Here is a 22,876-nt window from a genome sequence, read left to right as displayed (position 1 = left end):
TTGCTGGATAGACAACGACACAGAGGTTTCACAACGATGTCGCGATGTTGCCCCTGGCCCGGTTTTCTCGGCCTCCATTGTTTCAATTGTGTCGAACCGACCCGAAATCGCCGGCGGGTGGGCCATCCCCGCGGTTGACCCGCGGCGAATGCCCTGTACCTTTGGCGCGTCGCTCGCCGCGGGGGAACGCATGGCCGACATCATTGTCGTGGACGACGAGACCGATGTGGCGTTCATGATCGCCGACTATTTGCAGGCGAAAGGCTATCAGATACGTATCGCTTCCGGCGGCGTCGAACTGCGCGAAGCCATCGCCGCGGCGAAAGCCGATCTTGTCGTTCTCGATCTCAACATGCCGGGCGAGAACGGCTTCAGCCTGGCCCGCTGGCTGCGCGAGCATCACGACGCTGGCATTCTGATGCTGACGGGTGCCGATTCGGTCTTCGACAAGGTGGCGGGCCTCGAGGTCGGCGCCGACGACTATCTCGCAAAACCCTTTGCTCCAGCCGAGCTTGAAGCGCGGATCGCCGCGGTGCTGCGCCGGCGCAGGCCAAAGCGGGCGGATAATGGCGGCGTCCTGGCCGCCGGGCATTTCGCCTTCGGAACCTACGTGTTCGATTCGCGCGCGCGAAACGTCCTCGACGCTGACGGCGTGGCCTTTCCGCTGACGCCGATGGAGCTTGACCTGGTGGCGGCTTTCGCCACCCGGCCCGGTCAGGTCATCGGCCGCGACGAACTGCTCGACCTTGCGCCGCCAAGAGGCGACGAACCCTTTGACCGCAGCATCGACAGCCGCATTACCCGGCTGCGCCGCCGGCTCGAAAAGGATCCGGCCAAGCCGGAGCTGATCAAGACGATCCGCGGGGCCGGATATCTGCACCCGCGAGGGTGACGCTAACCCGCCGACCTCTACCTGACGAGGTCAGCGCCGCCCTGTCACGCAAGTATCATGTTCGCGTCCTAGACCGCTTGGCGGAAAGGCGCGGGCGGCATCATCGATGCGACGCCCCTAGGTTGCGCCCGCTCCGGCACGCTTCGTCACAAAGGGGATATCCATGAAAAATCTGTATCGAACCGCCTCGCTCGGTGTCGCGCTCGCTTTGTTCACCGCCCTCACCCCGGCGCTCGCCGATGGCGTCGCTTATGTCAACAAGGGACTGGTCGGCGTCGGCCGCATTCCGGCCAGCCAGAAGGACAAGTTCGGCGAGACCTTCGGCTCCGGTTCCGGCATGTCGATCGACGCCAAGGGCTGGACGCATGACGCGGCCGGCTACAAGGGTTCGCTCTGGCTGCTGCCGGATCGCGGCTACAACGTCGTCGGCACCACCGACTACCGGCCGCGCCTCAACACCATCGCCATCGAGCTTGCACCGGTAGCACCGGGCGCGGCGCCCGCCGCCGGACAGGAACAGTCGGGCGTCAAGGCGACGCTCGCCGACACAATGCTCTTGACCGACGACAAGAATGCCGACGCCACCGGCCTCGACCCGCTCAACGGTGTGCGCGCAGCAAGCGGCGACATGCCGATGCTGCCGCAGGCCGACAATGGCAAGCTGGCGCTCGACAACGAGGCGATCGTGCGGCTGCCCGACGGCACGATGTTCATCTCCGACGAATACGGCCCGAACATCTATCGCTTCTCGGCCGACGGCCATTTGATGTCGGCCACGCAACCGCCGGCGGCGCTGGTGCCAATGCGCCATGGCACGCCGAATTTTGCATCGGACAATCCAGGCCCCGGTGCCGCCGGACCAGATCCGAAGGATCCCGAGACCGGCCGCCAGAACAACCAGGGCCTCGAAGGCATGGCGATGACGCCGGATGGCAAGTTCCTGATCGCGGTGCTGCAATCCGCGCCGCGGCAGGACGGCGGCGATCAGCCTTCGACGCGCCAGAACACCAGGGCGCTGGTCTACGACGCCTCCGATCCCGCTCACCTGAAGCTGGCGCATGAATATGTCGTGCCGCTGCCGGTGTTCAAGGATGCCAAGGACAAGACCAAGGTTGCGGCGCAGAGCGAAATCGTCGCGCTGTCGGACAAGACCTTCCTGATGCTGGCGCGCGACAGCGGCAACGGCCAGGGCTTGAAGGGCGACGCCTCGCTCTATCGCAAGATCGACATCGTCGACCTCTCCGCCGCCACCGACATCGCCGGCGGCGCCTTCGACGCCGCCGGCAAGCCGGTGGCGCCCAAGGGCGTGCTCGACCCGTCAGTGACTCCGGCCAGGCTGACGCCGTTCATCGACCTCAACGACAAGGCCGAGCTTGGCCGCTTCGGCCTGCACAATGGCAAGCCGAACGACAAGGACAACCTTTCGGAGAAGTGGGAAGCGATGTCGCTGGTCAGCGTGCTCGACCCCAAGCTGCCCGACGACTATTTCCTGTTCGTCGCCAATGACAACGACTTCATGACGCAGGACGGTTTCCAGGTCGGCGCGCCCTACAAGGCCGAGGACGGCGCCGATGTCGACACCATGTTCCTTGTCTATCAGGTCACGCTCCCCGGCCTGTCGGGAAACAGCCTCGTCGCGAACTAGCCCAGCCATCTGGCCCGCCCTGGCTGGAAAAAGGTGCATGGGAATCAGGCCTGCGATATCATCGCGGGCCTGATTCAGTTGAGCCTTTTGCCGAATAGCCCGCCATGGACGAAAAGATGCCCGCGCGCCGCCGCACCGGCGACCTGACCAGCGGCCCGATCCCACGCACGCTTCTGCTGTTCGCGTTGCCGGTACTCGGCGCCAACGTGCTGCAATCGCTGAACGGATCGATCAATGCCGTCTGGGTCGGCCGCTTCCTCGGTGAATCGGCGCTGACGGCGACCTCCAACGCCAACCTCGTGCTATTCCTCATCCTCGGCACGGTGTTCGGCATCGGCATGGCGGCGACCATCCTGGTCGCGCAATCGGTCGGCGCCCGCGACCTGCCGGAGGCCCGGCGCATCGTCGGCACCAGCGCCACCTTCTTCTTCGCCGTCTCGGTGCTGTTCGCGGTCTGCGGCTGGATCTGGGTCGACGCAATTCTCAATGCGCTCGGCACGCCGGCCGACGCGCTGCCGCTCGCCCGCTCCTATCTGCGCATCATCTTCGTCGCGGTGCCGATGATGAACCTGCTCTCCTTCGTCATGACGGTGCTGCGCGGCGCCGGCGATTCACGCACTCCGTTTTTCTTCATGGCGCTGGCCGTCGTGCTCGACATCGTCTTGAACCCGCTGCTCATCCGCGGCATCGGCCCGTTCCCCGAGCTCGGCATCGCCGGATCGGCCACGGCAACGCTGATCGGCCAGACGGTGAGCGTCATTGCCATCCTCGTCGTGCTCTATGCACGCAAGCACCCGCTGCGGCTGGCCGGCGCCAACCTCGCTCTGCTGCGGCCGGACCCGGCGCTGTTGCGCATCGTCGTCTTCAAGGGCGTGCCGATGGGCCTGCAGATGATCGTCATCTCGGTCGCTGCGCTGACTGTGATGGGCATGGTCAACTCCTATGGCTCGCAGGTCGCGGCCGCCTACGGCATCGCCGCCCAGCTCTGGACCTATATCCAGATGCCGGCGCTGGCGATCGGCGCCGCGGTCTCCTCGATGGCGGCGCAGAATGTCGGCGCCGGCCGCTGGGACCGGATCGGCCATATCGCCATGTCAGGCGTCGGCTTCAACCTGGTGCTGACCGGCGCGCTGGTCGCGCTGCTTTTCGTCTTCGACCGCCCGGTGCTCGGCCTGTTCCTCAGCAGCGACAGCGCGGCCATCGACATCGCCGCCCACATCAACAATGTCGCGTCCTGGTCCTTCATCCTGTTCGGCGTCACCATCGTGCTCTTCGCCACCGTGCGCGCCACCGGCGCGGTGATGCCGCCGCTGATCATCCTGGTGATTTCGGTGCTGATCGTGCGCACCGGCTTTGCCTACTTCGTCAGGAGCGTGATCGGCGAGGAAGCGCTGTGGTGGAGCTTTCCCGCCGGTTCGATCGCCTCGCTCCTGCTCGCCGCCGCTTATTATCGCTTCGGCCGCTGGCGCACCATGCACATGATCGAGGACAGGCCGGCGGCCGGCGAGCCGCCTGACACCGGCCTCGGCGTGCCGCGCCAGCGCGCGCATCTGTCGCCGGAAACGTCGAACGGCTGAAGAGGCTGGTTCAACGCGCGTATTTCGCGCCGAACCCCAGCGCCACCAGGGAAAAGACCGTGATCGTCACGGCAAAGGCCAGGCTTGCCGTGGTCGCCGTGGTCCAGCTCGACAGAATGCCGATGCCGATGACAGGCAACGCGTTGCCGCAGAAGCAGCAGATGAAGAAGGCCGACATCACCTCGGCGCGCCGGTCGGGCGGCGCGATCTGGTTGACCACTTGCAGGCCGCCGCGATAGCCGAATGCCGCCGCCACGCCGCAGAGCGCGGTGCCGGCGATCATGGTTGCCATCGACGCGAAATACTGCGCGGCGACGATCACCGCGACCGTCGGGAGCATCAGGACAAGCGCCGCCAACATGACGGTGCGGCTTGCCAGACGCGACGTCGCCACAATGGTCGCCGCGGTCACCATCGCCAGTTCGAAGAACAGCCCGCCGGCGCCGGCATGATTGGTCACATGCAGCTGCTGCGCCAGAATGCTCGGCGCCAGCGCGGCATAGAAGCCGACCAGTGCCATTGCGGCGAAGCCGGTCACCGCGGGCGCCACGAAACGCGTGCGGATATCGGCTGGAACCGAAAGGCGCGGCCGCATCGAGACATCGGCAAGCCGCCCCGGCCGCGGCACGGTCTCGCGCGTGCGCCAGATCAGCAGCGTGATCAGCACAAGCAAGGCGAGATAGACGACGAAGGTCAGCCTGAGCGGCCACGGCGCGTATTCGGCGAGCAGCCCCGACACCAGCGCGCCGAGACCGAGGCCGATGAAGTTGGTGCTGGTGGCAACGATGGCGGCGCGCGACTTGTCCTCGCCCCCGAGCAGCTCGGCAAGCCAGGCGGTGCCGGTTCCTGCGCCCACGCCTATGCCAAGGCCGCTCAAGATGCGGGCTATGTCCAGCCACGCCAGGTTTTCGGCGAAAAGGAAGAGAAGCGCGCTTGCCATGGCGACGGCCATTGCCGCCAACGCCGCCGGACGGCGGCCAATGGCATCCGACAACCGGCCGAAAAACAGAAGTGCCGCCAGGTTGCCGACGACATAGACGGCGTAGACCAGCGTCAACGTGATCTGGGAAAAGTCGAAAGCTTGCTTGTAGATCACGTAAAGTGGTGTCAGCGCCGTGCTGCCGGCGAACAGCGCGCCGATCATGGCGGCAACAGCAGCCGTTGCGGCGCCGCCGCCGAGTTGGTTGTCGCGCGTCACGGTTTGAGCGTAGCTGGTCATGGCGACCTCCGGCCAGTTGGAACCCAACGTCTGTGTAAGGCGGCCGTTCCGAACGCCGAACCCGCTCCTGACAATTCTGGCGGTATGGTCTTGCGCGAGAACCTCTCGTAATCTCCGCCGATCGATTAGGGAGCATCCATGGGCAAAGGCAGAGTTGAGGCATTCACCGATGGCGTCGTCGCCATCATCATCACCATCATGGTGCTGGAGCTGAAGGTGCCGCATGGCGAGGATCTTTCGGCGCTTTTGCCGCTATGGCCGGTTTTCTTCAGCTATGTCCTGTCTTTCATCAATGTCGGCATCTATTGGAACAACCTCCACAACATGTTCCACACCGTGCAGCGCGTCGACGGCGGCGCTTGTGGGCAAACCTCAATCTTCTGTTCTGGCTGTCGCTGATGCCGGTGACGACCGCCTTCATGGGCGAAAACCACTTCGCCCCGGTGCCGGTCGCCGTTTACGGCGTCGATCTTGTCCTCTGCGCCGTCGCCTACGCCATCCTGGTCAGCAGGCTGCGCCACCTGCATGGCGCCGACACGACCTTCGCAAAAGCGGTCGGCCATGACAGCAAGGGCAAGATTTCGCTGGCGCTCTACATCGCCGGTGTCTTGCTCACCTTCGTCAACCAATGGATCGGTGTCGCCATCTATGTGCTTGTCGCCATGATCTGGTTTGTTCCAGACAGGCGGTTCGAGCGAATGATCGAAAAATAGGTCCGAGGGTTTTGCCGGCATTGTGGCCATGTGGGGTTTTCTCCACAGCCGCACCTTTGTCGACCCGCTTGGCACCACACGCGGATGCGCATCCAAATCATCACCTGTCCAGCGGCTAAAATCGCGCCGCTCCCACGCTCATGCTTGATGCCGCCGCTATTTCACTCCACATCGGTCTAGATGAAGGACGAGACAAGAGCGCGGCGTCGGAATTTACTGTGGGGCCTGCCCGCATCGCTGGTCCTGCATGCGCTCATCGCAGCGCTCCTGGTCTACGGCCTGTCGACGCCTCCCCAGCAGCCGCAGGACGAGCAACCGGTAAATGTCGCGCTCGTACCTCCGCCCGACAGGCCAAAGCCGAAACCTGCTCCCCCAAAGGCTCCCAAAGTCGAAAAACCGCCCGAGCAGAAGGTTGAAAAGCCGCCTGCGCCGGAAAGGCAGCCGCGCAAGCCGTCGCCAATCGAGGTCCTGAAGCCTGTTTTTCAGTTCGGCGAGAAGGATACCGGCCCCAGGAAATCCCTGGAAGGGAGCAGCCCTCAAGACAACGCGCCGTCACCGGCAAAGAATGACGATTCGAAGCTGCCTGTCATGCCGAAGGCCGAGGAGCAGGCAGATTCAGCCAAGGTCGGCGACAACTCGGCAATCGCAGCGAAGGACGCCGAGCCCACACAGCAAAAGCAGGCACCATCGGCCCAGGACGTAGACAAACAGGATGTGGGAACGCAAGCCGACAAGCAGGCGGCACCAACGCCGTCGGCTGCTGCCGGCAGCGACGATGAGGTCGAGCTTCCCACATCAGCCGAAGCGCCCCGGCCCAGACCCACGCCGAAGCCCAACTCCGCAAAGGTCGCGAAGCCCGGAGGCGGAAGCGCGAGAAGGCCAAGTTCCACGGACGCCCCCGCTGCCGCATCACTGGCTTATTCAGGCCTTCCAGGTGTTCGCAGACTCTATTCGCAAGGCGCTACGGGCGATGCGTTTGCCACCGCCTCAATGGGCGGCGTGCCTCGCGATCAGCGTGTTGCCGCACTTTGCGCCAACGCATTGAACCAGCGACTGCTGGACGCCTCATATCTTCCCGAGCTGTTGCCAAAAGCTCTGCTGAAGGTGGGTAATATTGTTGACGTTCCGGATGCCGCCTTCCGCGCAACAACGGGATGGTATCATGTAAGCTTCCGGTGCGAGGTCGACACCGACGCGACGCGAGTCTTGTCCTTGACCTTCCGTGTCGGACCTGTGATCCCGCCCAGCGAATGGGCCCGCTACGGACTGTCTGGTCGCTAGCAGGCCACGCTGAGGCATTCCGCAGGGAACCACTCCGCACCTTTCCTGGAATTGGGCTACTTGCGCATCGCCTTCAGCTTCTCCGCCACGGAGGCCGCAAGATCGGCATAGCGCTCCTCCAGCCGTTCGGCGGCCTTGATCACGGAAAAATCATGGCCGAACTTCTCCAGCGCCATGCGCAGCTTCTCGACAAATTCCGCTTGTTTTTCGAGTGCCGAAAACAGCGTCTTCACCTGCGCCTCGGTGATATCGGGATTGGCCAGCATCTGCGCCACTTCGCGGCCCATCTGGTCGCCGGTGGCGGTCTGCTCTTTCAGGATCTCGATCCAGTCGGTCAATCGGAAAATCTCCTCTTTCGCCGGGCAACATGCGCAGCGCTTGCCGATGTGGTCAACCCGAAGACGCCAAGAGAAGCTTGCCTGAGCCGCATCCCACGCTAAGTTCGGCGCTACTTCAAACAAGGAAAAAACCATGACCACCGACGCCGAAATCCAGACTGCCTTGCCCGCTCTCGCTTCCGGCAATGTCGCCGTCATCACCGGCGGCGCCAGCGGCATCGGCCTTGCCGCGGCCAGGCGGCTGGCGTCGCTGGGCATGAAGATCGTGCTGGCCGATATTGGCGGCGCGCGTCTCGACGAAGCCGGCCGTGCCATCGCCACGATCGGCGGTGACGGCGCCGTGCTTGCGATCCCGACCGACGTTTCGAAAGCGAGTGAAATCGACCGGCTGGCGGAAAAGGCATTCGGCGCCTTTGGTGGGGTGTCGCTGCTGATGAACAATGCCGGCGTCGGCAACAATCCCGGCAAACCCTGGGAGAACCGCGATGCCTGGAAGCGGTTGCTGGACATCAATTTCTGGGGCGTTGTCCATGGCGTCGAGGCCTTTGCGCCGCGCATGCTGGCCGCTGGCAAGCCGGGCCTGATCGTCAACACCGGCTCCAAGCAAGGCATCACCACGCCGCCCGGCAACCTTGCCTACAACGTCTCCAAATCGGCCCTGAAGACCTTCACCGAAGGGCTGGCGCATGCGCTGCGCAACGAGCCGGGCGCCCATCTGTCGGCGCATCTGCTCATCCCGGGTTTCACCTACACGGGCCTGACCGAGGGCGCGACGCAAAAGCCGGCCGGCGCCTGGACCGGCGAGCAGGTCATCGACTTCATGCTGGCCTCGCTGATGCGGGACGACTTCTACATATTGTGCCCGGACAATGAGGCGACGCGGCCCATGGACGAAAAGCGCATGGCCTGGGCGATCGGCGACATCATCGAGAACCGCCCTGCTCTCTCGCGCTGGCACCCGGATCACAAGGACGCTTTCGCGGCCTTCATGCAGCGCTGAACTCAGGCTGCCTGCTTTTTCGCGCCGCGCTTTTGGCCAGCGGCCTTCTTGGCGTTCATCTCGGCGACCTGTCGGTCATGCCGTTTTGCCGCGCGTTCGCATTTGGCGCGAATCTCCTCGACTTCGGATTCGGTCAGGTGCTCGATGCCGATGAAGTGGTTGTGGGCTTTGCCGACCCGGATCAGCTCGTCGAGCTTCGCCTGGATCGCCGCGCCGTCGCGGTTCTGGGTGTTCTGGATGAGGAACACCATCAGGAAGGTGATGATCGTAGTGCCGGTGTTGATGATGAGTTGCCATGTGTCCGAAAAACCAAAAATCGGCCCGGTTACCGCCCAGGTCACGACGATCAGGCAACAGAGGGCAAATGTCAGCGGCATGCCGGAAAGACGGGCGACCTTGTTGGCGATCCTGGTGAAAAGCTTCTCGAACATCTGAACTCCCTCGATGGCAGGGAGAAACAACCGGCGGCGGGTCAGGGTTCCCAGCGAGAGGAGTATTTTGCGATTGCGGCCGGGTACGCGCCTGAACGAGGTCAGGACGCGGCGTCTTCCCAGCGGTCGAGGAAGGTTTCGATCGGCAGCGCCTGCATGTCGGGGATTGCCCTGGCGAGTTTTTCGACTGGCCAGTCCCACCAGCCAAGATTTTCGATACGTGCGGCGATATCGGTGGTGAAACGCTGGCGCAGCGGACTGGCCGGAACGCCGGCGACGATGGCATAGGGCGGCACGTCGCGCGTCACCACGGCATTGGCGCCGACGATCGCGCCATTGCCGATGGTCACATCAGGCAGGATGACTGCGCCGTGGCCGATCCAGACATCGTGGCCGATGCTGACGGACTTGGCTCGCCGCCGCTCCCGGAAAGTCGCATCGACGCCCAGCCAGCGGAAATATTCGTTCGGCCGGTAGCTGACCTTGTGCTGCGTCAGGCGCTCGATCGGATGTTCCAGCGCGTTGATGCGGCTGTTGGCGGCGATCGAACAGAACTTGCCGATCGTGGTGTAGATCGCCTCGGCATGGCGCTCGAAATAGGAGAAATCGCCGACCGTTACCTCGCGCAGGATGACGCGCTCGCCGATCGAGGCATAGCGCCCGAGCTTGCACGCCTTCAATTCCGCGGTCGGATGAATGCGCGGCTCGGGATCTTTCGGGACAAGGTTTTCGGCACGATCCATGCCGGCGGATTTACGTCAGCGCAATTGCTCCTGCAAGGCGGGAGCAATTGTCGCGTCGCGATTGGTCCCGCAAGCAGGACCAATGATCCGTCAGTTGTTGCCGGAGCCCACTAGGGCTTGCCCTTGGTCCACACCACGTTCTGGCCGTAGAGCGGCACCGTGGTGACCGACATTTTCGCCGAGCCGTCCTGCACCTGGCGCGAATGCGACAGGTAGATCAGCGTCTCGTTGGCCTTGTCGTAGATGCGGTTCACCACCTGCTTCTTCCAGATCAGGCTGATGCCTTGCTTGAACACCTCCTCGCCGGCCTCGCTCATGTCGATGTCGCCGATGGTGATCGGTCCGGTCTGGCGGCAGGAAATCGAGGAATCGGACGGATCCTCGAACCAGTTGCCCTTCTGCAGGCGGTCGATGACGCCGCGGTCGAAATAGGAGACGTGGCAGGTCACGCCTTCGACCTTCGGATCCTTGATCGCCTCGACGATGATGTCGTTGCCGAGCCAGTCGACGCCAACCTTGCCGACCTCCTGGGCGACGGCCGCGCCGGCGCCGATGACCAGACATACGGCCAAAGCGCCCCCGATCAGTTTTCGTCCAATCAGTCCTGGCCCAATCAATCCTGGCAACGGGTGCCTCCTGCGGTTCGAGTTTGCCGGTCTCAGGTGGGGCAAAGGACGGCGCTTTGCAAGCAGGATCGTGCGTGCGGACCCGCCGGTTGCGGCAACGCGACATCTTTGCGTGCGCAGGATCAAACAGTTAAGAGTGGTCGCCAAACGGCGCGCCGATCCCTTGCGCCCAATGAAAATCACGACGGACAAAACAGATGATGCGTTCAATTCTGGTCGGCATTCTCGTCCTGATGGCGGCAGGCATCGGCTGGCTCACCTTCGACTGGTACCGCGGCCACTATGGCGGCGAGCCCTACGGCGCACCCTTCGCGCTGGTCGATCAGAAGGGTGCTCCAATCACCGAGGCCGCCCTTCGCGGCCACCCTAGCGTCGTCTTCTTCGGCTTCACCCATTGCCCCGAGGTCTGCCCGACCACGCTTTTCGAGTTGGCCGGCTGGCTGAAGACGATGGGCGACAGCGGCAAGGATCTGCGCGCCTATTTCGTCTCGGTCGACCCCGAGCGCGATACGCCCGCGATCATGAACACCTATGTCGGCAATTTTTCCGACCGCATCACCGGCATTTCGGGTGATCCGGACAAGGTGCACGCCATGGCCAAGGCCTTCGGCATCTATTGGAAAAAGGTCGACACCGGCGACGGCGACTACACGATGGACCACACCGCCTCGGTGCTGCTGCTCAACGCCAAGGGGGAGTTTGCCGGCACCATCGCCTATGGCGAAAGCGCCGACACCGCCATCGCCAAGCTCAAGCGCCTGGCTGCGGAAGGCTAGTGCATGATCCCGAACCGAAGGACCGCGCCAGCGAAAAGTGGGAACCGGTTTTCGGATAAGATCATGCTCAAACAAGAACACCGTCCATGACCCAGACGCGGCTTTACTTCACGGTCGGCAAGATCGAGGCCGACCGTATCTTCGCGGCCCTGGGAGCGGCCTTCGAGGATGACGGCCTGCCGATTGCCGTGCTGGAGGTCGACGAAGACCGTGACATCCACGAAGTGTCGCTCTATGCCGACGGCGATGTCGACGCGGCGGAAGCGCGGGTAAAGGGCATTCTGGCCGACCTTTCGCTATCGAGGCCGATCGTGCGCGAGGCACTGCCCGATATCGACTGGGTGGCGCGTTCGCTGGAAGGGCTGAAGCCGGTGCGTGCCGGCCGTTTCTTCGTCCATGGCGCGCACGACCGCGAAAAACGCCGCAGCGGTGAGCTCGCCATCGAGATCGAGGCGGGGCTGGCCTTCGGCACCGGCCATCACGGCACCACCGCCGGCTGCCTCGAAACGCTGGAACAGGTCGTGCGGCGCGAGCACCCACGCAACGCGCTCGACCTTGGCACCGGCAGCGCCGTGCTGGCCATTGCCGTGGCCAAGCTTGCGCATATCCCGGTGCTGGCCACCGACATCGACCCGGTCGCCGTCAAGGTGGCCGCTGCCAATGCCCGTCTCAACCACGTCAAGGCATTGGTCGAAACGGTCATGGCGCCGGGTTTCCACCATCCGATCTTTGCCGCGCGCGCGCCCTTCGACCTCATCGTCGCCAACATATTGGCGCGGCCATTGATGCGGCTGGCGCCGCAAATGGCCAAGCATATCGGCTTGGGCGGCTCGATCGTGCTGTCAGGCATCCTCGACCGGCAGCGCGACGCGGTGATTGCGGCCTATGTCGGCCAGCAGTTCCGCCATGTCAGGACCGTGCACCGCGAGGGCTGGGTGACGATCCATCTCAAGCGGTGAGCGTCAACCCGCAAAATCGCTCAGACGTAGGGGGATTTTGCGGCCTTCCTCAGGTCTTCGCGATCATAGCCGTGCGCCTTCAACGTTTCGTCGTCGAGGTAGAGCAGCACACCGCTCACATATCGGTTCGCTTCGCGCTGGCGGGCTTCTATCAGCGCGTTCATGGCGTTTCTGAAAAATCCGCGTCTGGCTGGAATCGTGGGCATGACAGTCTCCTTTGCAGGACAACAGGGACACATTCCTCCACGGTTGAAAGGTAAGCTTTGCTGACCTGTCTGGGAATCGCCTATTCCGCATAGCCTCCATGCGAAAAAGCGACCTCCCCCTGATTCCCGCCAAGCCGGTGGGCGACGCAATAAAGTCGATTCCGATTTTCGGAGCCATGCACAGCTAGAGCGGGATGCGTTCAGATTGAATGCGCATCCCGCTCTATCTATTTGTTTTGGCCGCATTTGTGCGACGCCAAGTGATTCCACTTGGCTGCAAAATGCTCTAGGTTGCGGCCAGCATCCGAGGAGAGGCCACCATGTTCCAGACCTTTGATTCCGCTGGCGATCCTGCCGTCGGCAAGCCGCGTGTGGCGCTCCTGCGCCAATGGCTGGCGGCCAATGGGCTGGATGGCTTCATCGTGCCCCGCGCCGACGAGCATCAGGGCGAATATGTCGCCGACCGCTCGGCGCGGCTGAAATGGCTGACCGGTTTCAGCGGCTCGGCCGGCGTCGCCATCGTGCTTGGCGAGCGCGCCTCCATGTTCGTCGACGGGCGCTACACGCTGCAGGTGCGCCAGGAGGTCGATCTCGACATCTTTGCGATCGAGAGCCTGGTCGACAAACCACCTGCCATCTGGATCAAGGACAATCTCGGCAAGGGCGTGCGGCTCGGCTTCGATCCGTGGCTGCAGACGATCGGCGACGTCAAGGCGCTGAAAGCCTCGGCCGAGAAATCGGGCGTCGTATTGGTGCCGCTCGACAGGAATCCCATCGACGCCATCTGGACGGACCAGCCCGAACCGCCGCTGGCGCCGGTCGAGATTCACCCGATCGGCTTCGCCGGCGAACTGGGCCGGGACAAGCTGGTGCAACTGGCGGCGGCCATCGGCAAGGACGGCGCAACCCATGCCGTGCTGACCGACCCGTCTTCCATCGCCTGGGCCTTCGATATCCGTGGCGGCGACGTGCCGCATACGCCGCTGGCGCTCGGCTTCGCCGTGCTTGCCGCCGACGGCAAGCATCAGCTGTTCATGGACCAGCGCAAATTCTCGCGCACGGTGGCCGCCTATCTGACCCAGCTCGCCGACCTGCACGAACCCGGCGAGTTCGAAGCAGCTGTCGCGGCGCTCGCCAAGGGCGGCGCCAGAATAGCGCTCGACCCGGTGCTGGCGGCCGAAAAACTCCGGATGCTGGTCGAGGACAATGGCGGCACCGTCATTGCAGCGCCCGACCCCGCCCGCATTCCACGCGCCACGAAGAACCAGGCCGAGATCAACGGCGCGCGCGCCGCGCATCGCCGCGACGGCGCCGCCATTGCCAGGCTGCTCTGCTGGCTCGACCGCCAGAAGCCCGGAAAGCTCGACGAGATCGCCGTCGTCACCAAGCTCGAGGAGTGCCGCCGCAGCACCGGCGAGGAAACGCAGATGCCGCTGCGCGATGTGTCCTTCGACACGATTTCGGGCGCCGGCCCGAACGGCGCCATCATGCACTATCGCGTTTCGCGCGCCACCAACCGCAAACTCAAGTCCGGCGAACTGTTCCTGCTCGATTCCGGCGGGCAGTACCAGGACGGCACCACCGACATCACCCGCACCGTACCGATCGGCAAGCCGACCGAGGAGATGCGCGAGCGCTTCACCCTGGTGCTCAAGGGCATGATCGGCATTTCCATTTTGCGCTTTCCCCCGGGCACGCGCGGCTCCGAAATCGACGCGGTGGCGCGGATCGCGCTATGGCGGCATGGCTGCGATTTCGCCCACGGCACCGGCCATGGCGTCGGCTCCTATCTGGCCGTGCATGAAGGCCCGCAACGCATCGCCAGGACCGGCACCGAAAAGCTGCTTGCCGGCATGATCCTCTCCAACGAGCCCGGCTACTACAAGGAAGGCGCCTACGGCATCCGGATCGAGAACCTCGTCCTGGTGACCCCGGCCGAGGCGATAGAGGGCGGCGACATCGCCATGCACGGTTTCGAGACGCTGACGCTGGCGCCCATCGACGTCAGGCTGGTGCGATCGGACCTGCTGACGCGCGACGAGCTGCATTGGCTCGACCAATACCACGCGCGCGTGCTGGCCGAGATCGGACCGATGCTCGATGGCGAAACGCTGGCCTGGCTGGAAAAGGCAACCGCACCGCTGCCGCACGACGCCAAGATCTGATTTTCGAAGAGGCACAAGGTGTTGAGATTCAGGTCAGGCCGAGTCGAAAACGGTGGGTTCCGAGAACCGGAGCGGAGCGTACTTTGGTACGTGAGCACCGGAAGCGCAGGAACCCGCCGTTTGCAGGCCCGGCATCACCTGAATATCAACATACCTTACCCCACGAACTGCCGCGCCAGGATCAGCACCGCGGCACCCGCCAGGAACATCGCCATCAGCCCGCCGCGCAGCGAAACCAGCGCTGTGACGATGAGCGCCGCCCATTCCGCCGGTCCGGCTGTGAGGGCGGCCGGCGCCACCAGTGTCGTCAGCACCGCCGCCGGCACGGCGTTCAGCCCGGCCTCGACGCGCGGATGGATGTTTTCGAAGCGCGAGATGACGAGGTGCCCGCCAATGCGGGTGAGATAGGTGGCGACCGCACCGGCGATGATGATCCACAAGGTCGTGCTCATGGCCGCGCCTCGACGCCGCTATGGTGGGGCGGCAGGATTACGGCAAGCAGCACGCCGGCGATGGCGCCGATGGAAACGTGCCATGGCGATCCGACCGTCTTGTAGGCGATGATGGAGGCGGCAGCGCTTGCCATGACCACCGGCAGCCACAATGGCCGTTTGCGAAAGCCCAGGACCAGGCCAAGGAAATAGATCGGCAGCAGGAAATCGATGCCCAGCGCATGCGTGTCCGGGATGAGCTTGCCGAACACCGCACCCAACGCGCTTTCGATCACCCAGAACACATAGACCGGCAACCCCAGGCCGAGATACCAGGCGAAGCCGACGGTTTCGCCGGCTTCCGCCTTGCGCTCGGCCACCGCGAACTGCGGATCGGTGAGGATGAAATAGCCGAGCGCCTGCTGGAACAGCGGCCAGTGCGCGATGCGCCGGCCGATGCCCGCGGAATAGAGCACATGACGGAAATTCACCGCGAAGATCGACAGCACGATGAGCCATGGCGCGACGTGCTGACCGAACAATTCGATGCCGACCATCTGGCTGGCGCCGCCAAAGACCAGGGCGCTCATCAGGAAGGCTTCAAGCACCGAGAAGCCGTTGTCGACGGCGATCGCACCGAACAGCAGCGCGAACGGCGCCGACGCCACCACGACAGGCATCGAAAGCCGCACTCCTTGCCAGAAATCGCTTCTGGCGCCGTTTTCGGAGATCGCTTCCACCGACATCCACCGCTCCTTAGAGCGCCGCGCGTCCTATTGGACGGGCAAAGGACGCTCTAACAATTTTGAGTCTACGCATCGTGTTTTCCGAAAATCGGTATCGATTTTCGGGCCGATGCGATCAAAGAGCCTGATGTAGGGAGGGTCGCCGGCCTTGTCACACCAATTCGCTTGAGCCAAACGATCAACCGAAATGATCGCCCCGACCGCGCCAGGCACAGAATGCCGGCAAGTTCGCTCGCTTCAGCTGACGAAATAGCGCTGCCATTCGAAGTCGGTGATATGCGATGCCTGCCAGGCGTCGAAGGCCGCCTGTTCGGCGCGCCGGCTCTCGGCGTAATTGTCGCGAAACACCTCGCCGAAGGCCTCGGCGCAGAAATCGGACGTTGCGAAAGCCTCGATCGAGGCGTTGAGCGTGCGCGGCAGTTTCGGCTTGTCGAGATTGGCGAGGTTCGATGTCGCCGGTGCTTCGAGCGAAAGATCCTTCTCGATCCCCTCGCAGCCCGCCGCCAGGATCGCCGCGATCGACAGATACGGGTTGATGTCGGCTCCGGGCGCGCGATGCTCCAGCCGGCAGGCGTCGTCACTGGGTGTGGTGATGGCGCGGATCGGCGCGGTGCGGTTCTCGAAACCCCAGGCGACGTCTTCCGGCGACCACGCGCCACGATCGAAGCGGCGATAGGAATTGACGGTGGGCCGGAACAACAGGTGCGTTTCCTGCATCCGGTTGAGTACGCCGGCAAGGAATTTCTCGGCGACCGGCGTCAGCCGGTTTGGACCGGCCGGGAAGGCCGGCTTGCCGTCGCGCCACAGGCTGACATGATGGTGCGCGCCACAGGCGCTCTCCTTGCCCGGCGGCTGGAACCGCGTCATGAAGGTCGCGACAAGCCCGCGTTCGGCGCACAATTCGCGCAGATGCAGCTTGGCGCGCATGGCGTCGTCTGCCGCCTGCAGCGCCGTCTTCGGCGTCAGCGCGTATTCATACATGCCAAAGCCGTATTCGGTCACCAGCGAGGCCACACCGATGCCGATGCTTTTCATGCGGGTGATGAACTCGGCGGCGAAATCCTGGTACTCGCCGCTGCGCACCAGATCGTAGTTGATCAGCGAATGGCCCCAGGGCTTCAACTCGCGATAGCGGCCGGCACGCATCAGATCATGGTCGGCATGGAAAATGCCGAACTCATATTCGAGCGCGAAACGCGCTTCGTAGCCAAGCGCATTGGCCCGCTCCTCGACCTTGGCCAGAACGCCGCGCGGATCGAACGGGCAGACCGCGCCGTCGAGCATGTAGGCGCGGGTGATGGCCGAGGCGAATTTCGGTTTCCAGCCGTGCCGGACGACGGTCGCTGGATCGATGATGCCCTTGATGTTGGGAAAGCCGTTCTCTTCATTGGCGCTCGCCGAGGCGAAGGCGACATCACCCATCGGCTGGCCGTCGCCATGGGTAACGCAATAGAGGATGGCATTGATCGACTCGCCATGGCTCGACAATTTGAGCGGCGCGATCTTCGAGCGGAAGGCGCCTGACGTGTCGACCGTATGGATCTCGATGAATTCGACGCCGTCGGCTGCCAGCTTGCTCTGCAACGCCTTAAGCTCGGGCGCATACGCCGCGACCCTGTCCTCAAATTCCACTTTCAAACCTCCACCAAGAAACACCAGGCTTCGCTATTTTGCGCGCCTGAAAAATCGCGACAGCAACTCGTCCAGTTCGTAGCGGCCGCTGATGCCGCTTGGCCGGAAGGCCATGCAAAGCACGATGACGACGCCAAGCGCCACACCCGACAGGCCGAGCAATTGCGGCAACTGGATGCCGGCAATCGTGACGCCGGATTCGATGCTGCGGATGAATTCGAGCCCGACCGAAAGCACGATGACGCCGGTCACCGCGCCGGTGACCGTCGCCATGCCGCCGAGGATCAGCATCGCCAGCGTGTTGAAGATCATCTGGAAGTAGAACAGCTTCGGGCTGATCGTGCCGGCGAAATAGGCGTAGAGAATGCCAGCCAGGCCGCAGATCAGCGCCGACAACACCCATGACACGAGGCGCAGGCGCCGGGCATCGATGCCGAGGGCGGCGGCGGCTTGCGGGCTCTGGGCGCTGGCCCTCAGCTGCAGGCCCCAGCGGCTGTCCTTGAACAGCCGCGCCAGCACGATCGCCACGACCGACATTGCCATCATCCAGGGCAGGCCTACCACCTTCGGGATGCCGAAGAAGGCCTGGTTGCCCTTGAACAGATCGGCCCAGTTCAGAAACACCGAGTGGACGATGATCAGCAGCGCCAGGCTGACGATCGTCGCGGCGACGCCCGAAAGGCGGCTGATGACTTTGCCGCTGAGCAGGGCCAGAATGCCGACCGCAAGCAGCGCGAGCAGCGCCGACGAGACGGGGTCGAGCTCAAGCGTCGCGAACCCGAACGGGGCATTGGGGATAGAAAGCTTCTTCATCGCCAGCGGCGTCGACAGGATGGCCACGCCATAGGCGCCAAGCCCGACAAAGGCGCTGTGGCCAAGATTGGCGATGTTGCTGTTGCCCATGAACACTTGCAGGCCGACGACGACGATCAGGTTCACGAAGGCGCCGAGCGCCAGGAAGGTGTAGTAAGTCGGCGCGAAGTTCAGAATCAGCAGCCCGACGATAAGCACCGGCAACGACGTCACCAGCCCGCCGACCAGCGAGCGCGCCAAGGCGCCGCCGGGCCGTGCGGCAGCGGCAGGTGCGGTATCTTCGATCACCTGCGGCATCTCTGCTCTCGCCACCCCAGATCTCCCCACCCTCAAATCTCCTTGTCGCCGAGTTCCACCCGTTGGCCAAGCAGGCCTTCCGGTCGGTAGACGAGGAGCGCGACGATGATCACGTAGGTAAGCGCGTCCTTGAAGCCCCCATATTCCTGCGGCAAGGCGACGAGCAGGCCGACTTCGATGAAGCCGAGCAGCATGCCGCCGACCGCCGCCCCGGGAAGCGAGCCGAAGCCGCCAATGACGCAGGCCACGAAAGCCTTCAGCACCAGGCTGAAGCCGAGATCGGGCGAGACGCTGCCGCGCCGCGCCATGATGAACACGGCCGCGATGCCGGCCAACGCGCCCGAAATGGCAAAGGCGGTGGCAATCACCCGGTTGGCCCTGATGCCCATCAGGCGAACGGTGGCGAAATCACGTGAGGCCGCGCGGATGGCCAGGCCGAGCGTCGACCGGTTCAGGAAAAGCACCAGGGCCAGGATGGTCAGGCCGGAGACGATCAATTCCATGACCTGAAGCGACGACACCGCGAACGGCCCGAAGAACCACATCTGGTTCAGGCCATTGAGGATCGAGACCGATTGCGGCTTCGGCGAGATCAGCAGCATGAACAGGTTCTGCACGACGATGCTGACGCCGAAGGCCGTCAGCAATCCCGTCGTCGTCGGCGCATAGCGCACCGGCCGGAACGCCACGCGCTCGAAGGCGACCGCCGCCAGCGCCGCCGCCGCAATGGCCAGCAGAACCGCGACGATTGGCGACGTCAGCCCCAGCGCCGCTGCCAGGAACACGCTGTAGGCCGAAACGCCGATGATCTCGCCATGGGCGAAGTTCACCAGCCCCATGATCGAAAACACCACCGCCAGGCCAAGCGCCACCAGCGAATATTCCGCGCCGAAGGCAAGGGCGTTCAAAAGTTGCTGCAAAGCGTAGTCCATGCCGCGCCTATCCGCCGATATAGAGATTGAGGAGGCCATGTTCGTCGGCAAGCCCGGATGGCGGCCCGTCGAAGCGAAGCGCGCCGGAACTCATGACATAGACGCGGTCGGCAAAGCGCAGCGCCTGCCTGGCGTTCTGCTCGACCACCAGCAGCGTCAGCCCCTCGGCCTTGAGCTGGCCGATGAAATCGAAGATCCGCACGACGATCTTCGGCGCCAGCCCCAGCGAGGGTTCGTCGAGAAGCAGAAGCTTGGGCCGCGACATCAGCGATCGCGCAATGGCCAGCATCTGCTGCTCGCCACCCGAAAGCGTGCCGGCTGCCTGTGCATAGCGCTCGGAGAGAACCGGGAACAAAGCGAGGAAGCGCTCCATGTCCTGGCGCACGCCTTTGGGATCGCGCCGCGTCGCCGCGCCCAGCCGCAGGTTCTCGCCGACCGTCAAATTGGCGAAGATGTGCCTGCCTTCCGGCGTCGATGTCAGGCCGGCGCGAATGCGGTCCTCGGTTCGAATACGCGATATGTCCCGGCCGTCGAGCACGATACGGCCGGCCGACGGTGCGACAAGGCCCGTCAGCGCGTTGATGGTCGAGCTCTTGCCGGCGCCGTTCGGGCCAAGCAGGGCGACAAGCTCGCCCTGCCCCACCGACAGCGACAGGTCGCGCACGGCGGCAACCGCCCCATAGCGCACGCTCAGATTCTCGACCTTCAGCACGAACCGGCCCGCACTGGAGTTATCGCCCGATCATTCATCGAAACAGCTTTGCCAATCACTTCAAGGCAGGGACGAAGGTCGGCTGCGCGTCGGTGATGAGCACGCGCTTGCCGCCGGAGAATCCCATCACCGGCACGGCCTTGACCGGATAGCCCTTCTTTTCGGCGAAGGAGATGATCGGCGCCGTAGTGCCGGGATAGCCGCCGGGTGCACGGATCGCTTCGCGCAAGGCAGCGGGCTCTACGGTGCCGGACTTCTTCGCCGCCTCATAGCTGATCTGCACCATATCCGCGCCGAGTGCATCGAAGATGCCGTTGATCTTGTAGCCATCGGCCTTGCACTGCGCCAGGAAGTGGTCGATCGGGCTGTCGACGCCGGTCGCGCCATGGGTGGCGAACATCACCTTTTCCAGCGACGCCGGATCGCCGACGGTTCCTTCCAGCGACTTGTCGTCGAAGGCATCGCAACCGGCGACCCAGCCGTCATAGCCATTGGCGCGCAGCTGGCGAATGAGGATGCCGACATCGGGCAGCACGCCGCAGACATGGATGGCGTCCGGCTTCTGCGGCAGTGCCTTGATGCTGGCGATCTGCGGCGACCAGTCGGTGGTGCCCCAGGAATAGTTGAGCTTGGAGACGACCTTGCCGCCGAGATGCTCGAACACCTCGCCGAACCATTCCGGCAGCTTCTCCGAATAGGATCCGGCATCCGGCGAGACCAGCAGCGCCACGGTGCGCGCACCCTTGCCATAGAGCGCGTCGGCGGTTGCCGCCGCATTGATCGGATCGGGCACGGCGCCGGCGATGAAATTGTCGAGGCCGGCCTGCTGCATCTCGATCTGGGTGTTCGGCGCCGAAAACACGGTGGCGCCATAGGGCTCCGCGATCTGGGCGGTCGGGATCAGCGCATCCGGAAACGGCACGCCGGTGATGACCTGGGCGCCGGCATCGAGGAACTTCTGGCCGAGCGAAACCGAAAGCTGCGGATCGGAACGATTGTCCTCGATCATCAGTTCGATCTTGGGATCGCCGGCGCCAGCCGCCTTGTTCAATTTGTCGGCCATGCAGCGCGCGCCTTCTGCCTCGCTGTAAGGCGCGTAGGTACCGGTCATCGCAACGGCGAGCCCGATCTTCAGATCGGCGGCGCCGGCATGCGCCACCTGCAAGAGCCCCGCCGCGGCAATCGCGGCCCCCAAGATCATCCTGTCCATTGAACCCCTCCTTCTCTCTTGTTGTGTCAGTTCCCAGGCATCGTCACGATGTCTCGGACTGCCCGACATAAACCTCGATAACGCGCGGATCGCGCCACACTTCTTCGGTCTGCCCGGATGCGATCACCTGGCCCTGGTCCATGACGCAGAGCCGGTCGCACAGCCGGTTGATGAAACGCAGATCGTGATCGATGACGATGGTCGCGCAGCCGACATCCCTGCGAATACCCTCGATCGCCACCGCCAGCGTCTCGGATTCATCTTCGTTGAGCCCGGCCGCGGGCTCGTCGAGCAGAAGCAGCAGCGGACCGAGCGCCAGCGCGCGGGCGATTTCGAGCCGGCGCTGGCTGCCATAGGACAATGTCCCGGCCGGAACATCGGCGAAGCCGTCCAGCTGATATTGGGCAAGCAGCCGGTCGACGCCGATGCGGGCCGCGACATCGGGGCGAACCGAGCGACAGGTGATGTATGCGACCTCGACATTCTGCCGGACGGTCAAATCCCTGAACAGCCGGATGGTCTGGAAGGTCCGGCCAACGCCGGCCCGCGCGCAATGCTCGGGACCGTGGCCGGTGATTTCCTTGCCTGCCAGCGTCACGCTGCCGGCATCCGGCTTGAGCACGCCGGCGATCGCGTTGACCAGGGTGGATTTTCCGGCGCCGTTGGGGCCGATCAAGCCGAGGATTTCGCCGGCCGCGCAAGACAGCGAAGCACTGCGCAAGGCCTGCACGCCGCCAAAGGTCTTGCTGACTGCCTCAACCGACAGCATCGGTCACATCTCCCATCCCGGCCGATGGCTTTTTCTCCTGTCAGCCGGTCATCAGGATGCTAGACCCCTGACTTTTCCATAACAAGTATTTTTTTCCATTTTAGAAAATATTCTTGTGGGAGCCTAATTCCGGGCCTGAAATCCGGCCGATCGGGATCAGACTCCAGCGCCGGCCGGCAGCCCGTCGCGCGGGACTGTGTTCGACATCAGCATGACCACGGGCTCGTCGCCGAGCGCGATATAGGCGTGCCGCATTTCGCCGTCGAACAGGATGCTGTCGCCCGGTTGCAGCACCGTCGGGTCATAGTGGACCGTGTGCAGTTCCAGGCTGCCGCTGAGCACATGGATGAACTCCTCGCCCGAATGGCTGCGCCAGCCGCCATTCTCCTCGAAGCTCCTTGCCCGCAGCGTAACCCGCCAGAAAATATTGGTCTTGTCGCGAAAATCGCTGCACAACACCTCGAATTCCATGGCGTTGCCCTGATGCAGGATGCCGCTGCCGGCGCGTGTGATCGAGCGGCGCGCCTGCATGCCCGGCTTCGGGCTGAACAGGAAGGAAGCCACCGGCACATGCAGCACGCCGGCGATCATCAGCGCCACGTCGACCGTCAGGCGCGCCTTGCCGTTCTCGAGCTTCGACAGTTGCGAGACCGAAAGGCCGGAGCGCTCGCTGAGGTCGCGCAGCGTGATGTTCTGCTCCTTGCGCGCATCCCGGATCTTGCTGCCCACATTGCCCTGCATCGCCCACGCCCTTGGCTGTCGT

The 22,876-nt window shown here is 63.9% G+C and carries 25 protein-coding genes; 10 read left to right on the top strand and 15 right to left on the bottom strand.

Translation table 11 applies throughout. The features are described from left to right. The first annotated feature begins 190 nt into the window (after positions 1-190). From AC0L2H_RS07055 to AC0L2H_RS07045, 3 genes are all read left to right on the top strand, one after another. On the top strand, positions 191-892 hold the full coding sequence (locus tag AC0L2H_RS07055; protein WP_473589550.1) for a response regulator transcription factor: 702 nt from the start codon (positions 191-193) through the stop codon (positions 890-892). Positions 893-1,055: 163 nt separating this feature from the next. Further along, positions 1,056-2,537 (top strand): esterase-like activity of phytase family protein, encoded by a 1,482-nt coding sequence (locus AC0L2H_RS07050; protein WP_473589549.1) that lies wholly within the window; start codon positions 1,056-1,058, stop codon positions 2,535-2,537. A 104-nt stretch (positions 2,538-2,641) separates the two neighbouring features. Continuing rightward, positions 2,642-4,114 (top strand): MATE family efflux transporter, encoded by a 1,473-nt coding sequence (locus AC0L2H_RS07045; protein WP_473589548.1) that lies wholly within the window; start codon positions 2,642-2,644, stop codon positions 4,112-4,114. A 10-nt stretch (positions 4,115-4,124) separates the two neighbouring features. On the opposite strand, the gene AC0L2H_RS07040 is transcribed toward AC0L2H_RS07045, so the two are convergent. Next, complete coding sequence (locus tag AC0L2H_RS07040; RefSeq protein ID WP_473589547.1) at positions 4,125-5,333, bottom strand: MFS transporter; 1,209 nt, start codon at positions 5,331-5,333, stop codon at positions 4,125-4,127. Between the two features lie 138 nt (positions 5,334-5,471). On the opposite strand from AC0L2H_RS07040, the gene AC0L2H_RS07035 reads away from it, so the two are divergent. The 3 genes from AC0L2H_RS07035 (at position 5,472) to AC0L2H_RS07025 (ending at position 7,327) form a co-directional block, all read left to right on the top strand. Next, positions 5,472-5,732, top strand: a complete 261-nt coding sequence (locus AC0L2H_RS07035) for a TMEM175 family protein (RefSeq protein ID WP_473589546.1) — start codon at positions 5,472-5,474, stop codon at positions 5,730-5,732. Beyond that, on the top strand, positions 5,693-6,046 hold the full coding sequence (locus AC0L2H_RS07030) for a TMEM175 family protein (RefSeq protein WP_473589545.1): 354 nt from the start codon (positions 5,693-5,695) through the stop codon (positions 6,044-6,046). The genes AC0L2H_RS07035 and AC0L2H_RS07030 overlap by 40 nt, the downstream gene beginning before the upstream one ends. A gap of 180 nt (positions 6,047-6,226) precedes the next feature. Next, positions 6,227-7,327, top strand: coding sequence for a DUF930 domain-containing protein (locus AC0L2H_RS07025; RefSeq protein ID WP_473589544.1), 1,101 nt, complete (start codon positions 6,227-6,229; stop codon positions 7,325-7,327). A gap of 56 nt (positions 7,328-7,383) precedes the next feature. Here the strand turns inward: AC0L2H_RS07025 and AC0L2H_RS07020 are convergent, their stop codons facing one another. Then, positions 7,384-7,665 (bottom strand): hypothetical protein, encoded by a 282-nt coding sequence (locus AC0L2H_RS07020; protein ID WP_473589543.1) that lies wholly within the window; start codon positions 7,663-7,665, stop codon positions 7,384-7,386. Positions 7,666-7,798: 133 nt separating this feature from the next. Between AC0L2H_RS07020 and AC0L2H_RS07015 the strand changes: the two genes are divergently transcribed. Further along, positions 7,799-8,665: an SDR family NAD(P)-dependent oxidoreductase gene (locus tag AC0L2H_RS07015; RefSeq protein ID WP_473589542.1), complete on the top strand. Its 867-nt coding sequence runs from the start codon at positions 7,799-7,801 to the stop codon at positions 8,663-8,665. A 2-nt stretch (positions 8,666-8,667) separates the two neighbouring features. On the opposite strand, the gene AC0L2H_RS07010 is transcribed toward AC0L2H_RS07015, so the two are convergent. From AC0L2H_RS07010 to AC0L2H_RS07000, 3 genes are all read right to left on the bottom strand, one after another. After that, positions 8,668-9,096, bottom strand: coding sequence for a low affinity iron permease family protein (locus AC0L2H_RS07010; protein WP_473589541.1), 429 nt, complete (start codon positions 9,094-9,096; stop codon positions 8,668-8,670). A 101-nt stretch (positions 9,097-9,197) separates the two neighbouring features. Then, the gene (locus AC0L2H_RS07005) at positions 9,198-9,839 is read right to left on the bottom strand and encodes a DapH/DapD/GlmU-related protein (RefSeq protein WP_473589540.1); all 642 of its coding nucleotides are present in this window, start codon (positions 9,837-9,839) and stop codon (positions 9,198-9,200) included. Positions 9,840-9,949: 110 nt separating this feature from the next. After that, entirely contained in the window at positions 9,950-10,465 is a 516-nt protein-coding gene (locus AC0L2H_RS07000) for a CreA family protein (RefSeq protein ID WP_473589539.1), read from the bottom strand. Between the two features lie 197 nt (positions 10,466-10,662). Between AC0L2H_RS07000 and AC0L2H_RS06995 the strand changes: the two genes are divergently transcribed. Further along, a complete protein-coding gene (locus AC0L2H_RS06995) occupies positions 10,663-11,241 on the top strand; it encodes an SCO family protein (protein WP_473589538.1) in 579 nt (192 codons plus the stop codon). Positions 11,242-11,327: 86 nt separating this feature from the next. Then, the gene (locus AC0L2H_RS06990; protein WP_473589537.1) at positions 11,328-12,200 is read left to right on the top strand and encodes a 50S ribosomal protein L11 methyltransferase; all 873 of its coding nucleotides are present in this window, start codon (positions 11,328-11,330) and stop codon (positions 12,198-12,200) included. A 20-nt stretch (positions 12,201-12,220) separates the two neighbouring features. Here AC0L2H_RS06990 and AC0L2H_RS06985 read toward each other — a convergent pair whose 3' ends face one another. Further along, complete coding sequence (locus AC0L2H_RS06985) at positions 12,221-12,406, bottom strand: hypothetical protein (RefSeq protein ID WP_473589536.1); 186 nt, start codon at positions 12,404-12,406, stop codon at positions 12,221-12,223. Positions 12,407-12,726: 320 nt separating this feature from the next. On the opposite strand from AC0L2H_RS06985, the gene AC0L2H_RS06980 reads away from it, so the two are divergent. Beyond that, a complete protein-coding gene (locus AC0L2H_RS06980; protein WP_473589535.1) occupies positions 12,727-14,571 on the top strand; it encodes an aminopeptidase P family protein in 1,845 nt (614 codons plus the stop codon). A 155-nt stretch (positions 14,572-14,726) separates the two neighbouring features. Here the strand turns inward: AC0L2H_RS06980 and AC0L2H_RS06975 are convergent, their stop codons facing one another. The 9 genes from AC0L2H_RS06975 to AC0L2H_RS06935 form a co-directional block, all read right to left on the bottom strand. After that, on the bottom strand, positions 14,727-15,023 hold the full coding sequence (locus tag AC0L2H_RS06975) for an AzlD family protein (protein WP_097575419.1): 297 nt from the start codon (positions 15,021-15,023) through the stop codon (positions 14,727-14,729). Continuing rightward, a complete protein-coding gene (locus tag AC0L2H_RS06970) occupies positions 15,020-15,748 on the bottom strand; it encodes an AzlC family ABC transporter permease (protein ID WP_473589534.1) in 729 nt (242 codons plus the stop codon). Before AC0L2H_RS06970 ends, AC0L2H_RS06975 begins: the two co-directional genes overlap by 4 nt. 237 nt (positions 15,749-15,985) lie before the next feature. Further along, a complete protein-coding gene (locus AC0L2H_RS06965; protein ID WP_473589533.1) occupies positions 15,986-17,380 on the bottom strand; it encodes a glutamine synthetase family protein in 1,395 nt (464 codons plus the stop codon). A gap of 33 nt (positions 17,381-17,413) precedes the next feature. Then, complete coding sequence (locus AC0L2H_RS06960; RefSeq protein ID WP_473589532.1) at positions 17,414-18,490, bottom strand: branched-chain amino acid ABC transporter permease; 1,077 nt, start codon at positions 18,488-18,490, stop codon at positions 17,414-17,416. Positions 18,491-18,522: 32 nt separating this feature from the next. After that, positions 18,523-19,422 carry a branched-chain amino acid ABC transporter permease gene (locus AC0L2H_RS06955; protein WP_107650485.1) on the bottom strand — a complete coding sequence of 300 codons (900 nt, stop codon included), beginning with the start codon at positions 19,420-19,422 and terminating at the stop codon, positions 18,523-18,525. A gap of 7 nt (positions 19,423-19,429) precedes the next feature. Further along, positions 19,430-20,134 carry an ABC transporter ATP-binding protein gene (locus AC0L2H_RS06950; protein ID WP_473589531.1) on the bottom strand — a complete coding sequence of 235 codons (705 nt, stop codon included), beginning with the start codon at positions 20,132-20,134 and terminating at the stop codon, positions 19,430-19,432. Positions 20,135-20,189: 55 nt separating this feature from the next. Continuing rightward, on the bottom strand, positions 20,190-21,344 hold the full coding sequence (locus AC0L2H_RS06945) for an ABC transporter substrate-binding protein (protein WP_473589530.1): 1,155 nt from the start codon (positions 21,342-21,344) through the stop codon (positions 20,190-20,192). A gap of 43 nt (positions 21,345-21,387) precedes the next feature. Further along, positions 21,388-22,113, bottom strand: a complete 726-nt coding sequence (locus AC0L2H_RS06940) for an ABC transporter ATP-binding protein (protein ID WP_473589529.1) — start codon at positions 22,111-22,113, stop codon at positions 21,388-21,390. A gap of 156 nt (positions 22,114-22,269) precedes the next feature. After that, a complete protein-coding gene (locus AC0L2H_RS06935; RefSeq protein ID WP_097575411.1) occupies positions 22,270-22,854 on the bottom strand; it encodes a helix-turn-helix domain-containing protein in 585 nt (194 codons plus the stop codon). Positions 22,855-22,876 lie beyond the last annotated feature (22 nt).

The sequence above is a fragment of the Mesorhizobium sp. WSM4871 genome, assembly GCF_055811295.1.
This window is presented reverse-complemented; position numbering and strand designations above follow the sequence as displayed.

Excerpts from the sequence above, each read along its gene's own strand:
- AC0L2H_RS06935 (WP_097575411.1), bottom strand. The coding sequence starts at position 22,854 with ATGCAGGGCAATGTGGGCAGCAAGATCCGGGATGCGCGCAAGGAGCAG.
- AC0L2H_RS06970 (WP_473589534.1), bottom strand. The coding sequence starts at position 15,748 with ATGTCGGTGGAAGCGATCTCCGAAAACGGCGCCAGAAGCGATTTCTGG.
- AC0L2H_RS07025 (WP_473589544.1), top strand. The coding sequence starts at position 6,227 with ATGAAGGACGAGACAAGAGCGCGGCGTCGGAATTTACTGTGGGGCCTG.
- AC0L2H_RS07005 (WP_473589540.1), bottom strand. The coding sequence starts at position 9,839 with ATGGATCGTGCCGAAAACCTTGTCCCGAAAGATCCCGAGCCGCGCATT.
- AC0L2H_RS06995 (WP_473589538.1), top strand. The coding sequence starts at position 10,663 with ATGATGCGTTCAATTCTGGTCGGCATTCTCGTCCTGATGGCGGCAGGC.
- AC0L2H_RS06985 (WP_473589536.1), bottom strand. The coding sequence starts at position 12,406 with ATGCCCACGATTCCAGCCAGACGCGGATTTTTCAGAAACGCCATGAAC.
- AC0L2H_RS06990 (WP_473589537.1), top strand. The coding sequence starts at position 11,328 with ATGACCCAGACGCGGCTTTACTTCACGGTCGGCAAGATCGAGGCCGAC.
- AC0L2H_RS06980 (WP_473589535.1), top strand. The coding sequence starts at position 12,727 with ATGTTCCAGACCTTTGATTCCGCTGGCGATCCTGCCGTCGGCAAGCCG.
- AC0L2H_RS06945 (WP_473589530.1), bottom strand. The coding sequence starts at position 21,344 with ATGGACAGGATGATCTTGGGGGCCGCGATTGCCGCGGCGGGGCTCTTG.
- AC0L2H_RS06955 (WP_107650485.1), bottom strand. The coding sequence starts at position 19,422 with ATGGACTACGCTTTGCAGCAACTTTTGAACGCCCTTGCCTTCGGCGCG.
- AC0L2H_RS06940 (WP_473589529.1), bottom strand. The coding sequence starts at position 22,113 with ATGCTGTCGGTTGAGGCAGTCAGCAAGACCTTTGGCGGCGTGCAGGCC.
- AC0L2H_RS07035 (WP_473589546.1), top strand. The coding sequence starts at position 5,472 with ATGGGCAAAGGCAGAGTTGAGGCATTCACCGATGGCGTCGTCGCCATC.
- AC0L2H_RS06975 (WP_097575419.1), bottom strand. The coding sequence starts at position 15,023 with ATGAGCACGACCTTGTGGATCATCATCGCCGGTGCGGTCGCCACCTAT.
- AC0L2H_RS06960 (WP_473589532.1), bottom strand. The coding sequence starts at position 18,490 with ATGCCGCAGGTGATCGAAGATACCGCACCTGCCGCTGCCGCACGGCCC.
- AC0L2H_RS07040 (WP_473589547.1), bottom strand. The coding sequence starts at position 5,333 with ATGACCAGCTACGCTCAAACCGTGACGCGCGACAACCAACTCGGCGGC.
- AC0L2H_RS07010 (WP_473589541.1), bottom strand. The coding sequence starts at position 9,096 with ATGTTCGAGAAGCTTTTCACCAGGATCGCCAACAAGGTCGCCCGTCTT.
- AC0L2H_RS07015 (WP_473589542.1), top strand. The coding sequence starts at position 7,799 with ATGACCACCGACGCCGAAATCCAGACTGCCTTGCCCGCTCTCGCTTCC.
- AC0L2H_RS07055 (WP_473589550.1), top strand. The coding sequence starts at position 191 with ATGGCCGACATCATTGTCGTGGACGACGAGACCGATGTGGCGTTCATG.
- AC0L2H_RS07045 (WP_473589548.1), top strand. The coding sequence starts at position 2,642 with ATGGACGAAAAGATGCCCGCGCGCCGCCGCACCGGCGACCTGACCAGC.
- AC0L2H_RS07050 (WP_473589549.1), top strand. The coding sequence starts at position 1,056 with ATGAAAAATCTGTATCGAACCGCCTCGCTCGGTGTCGCGCTCGCTTTG.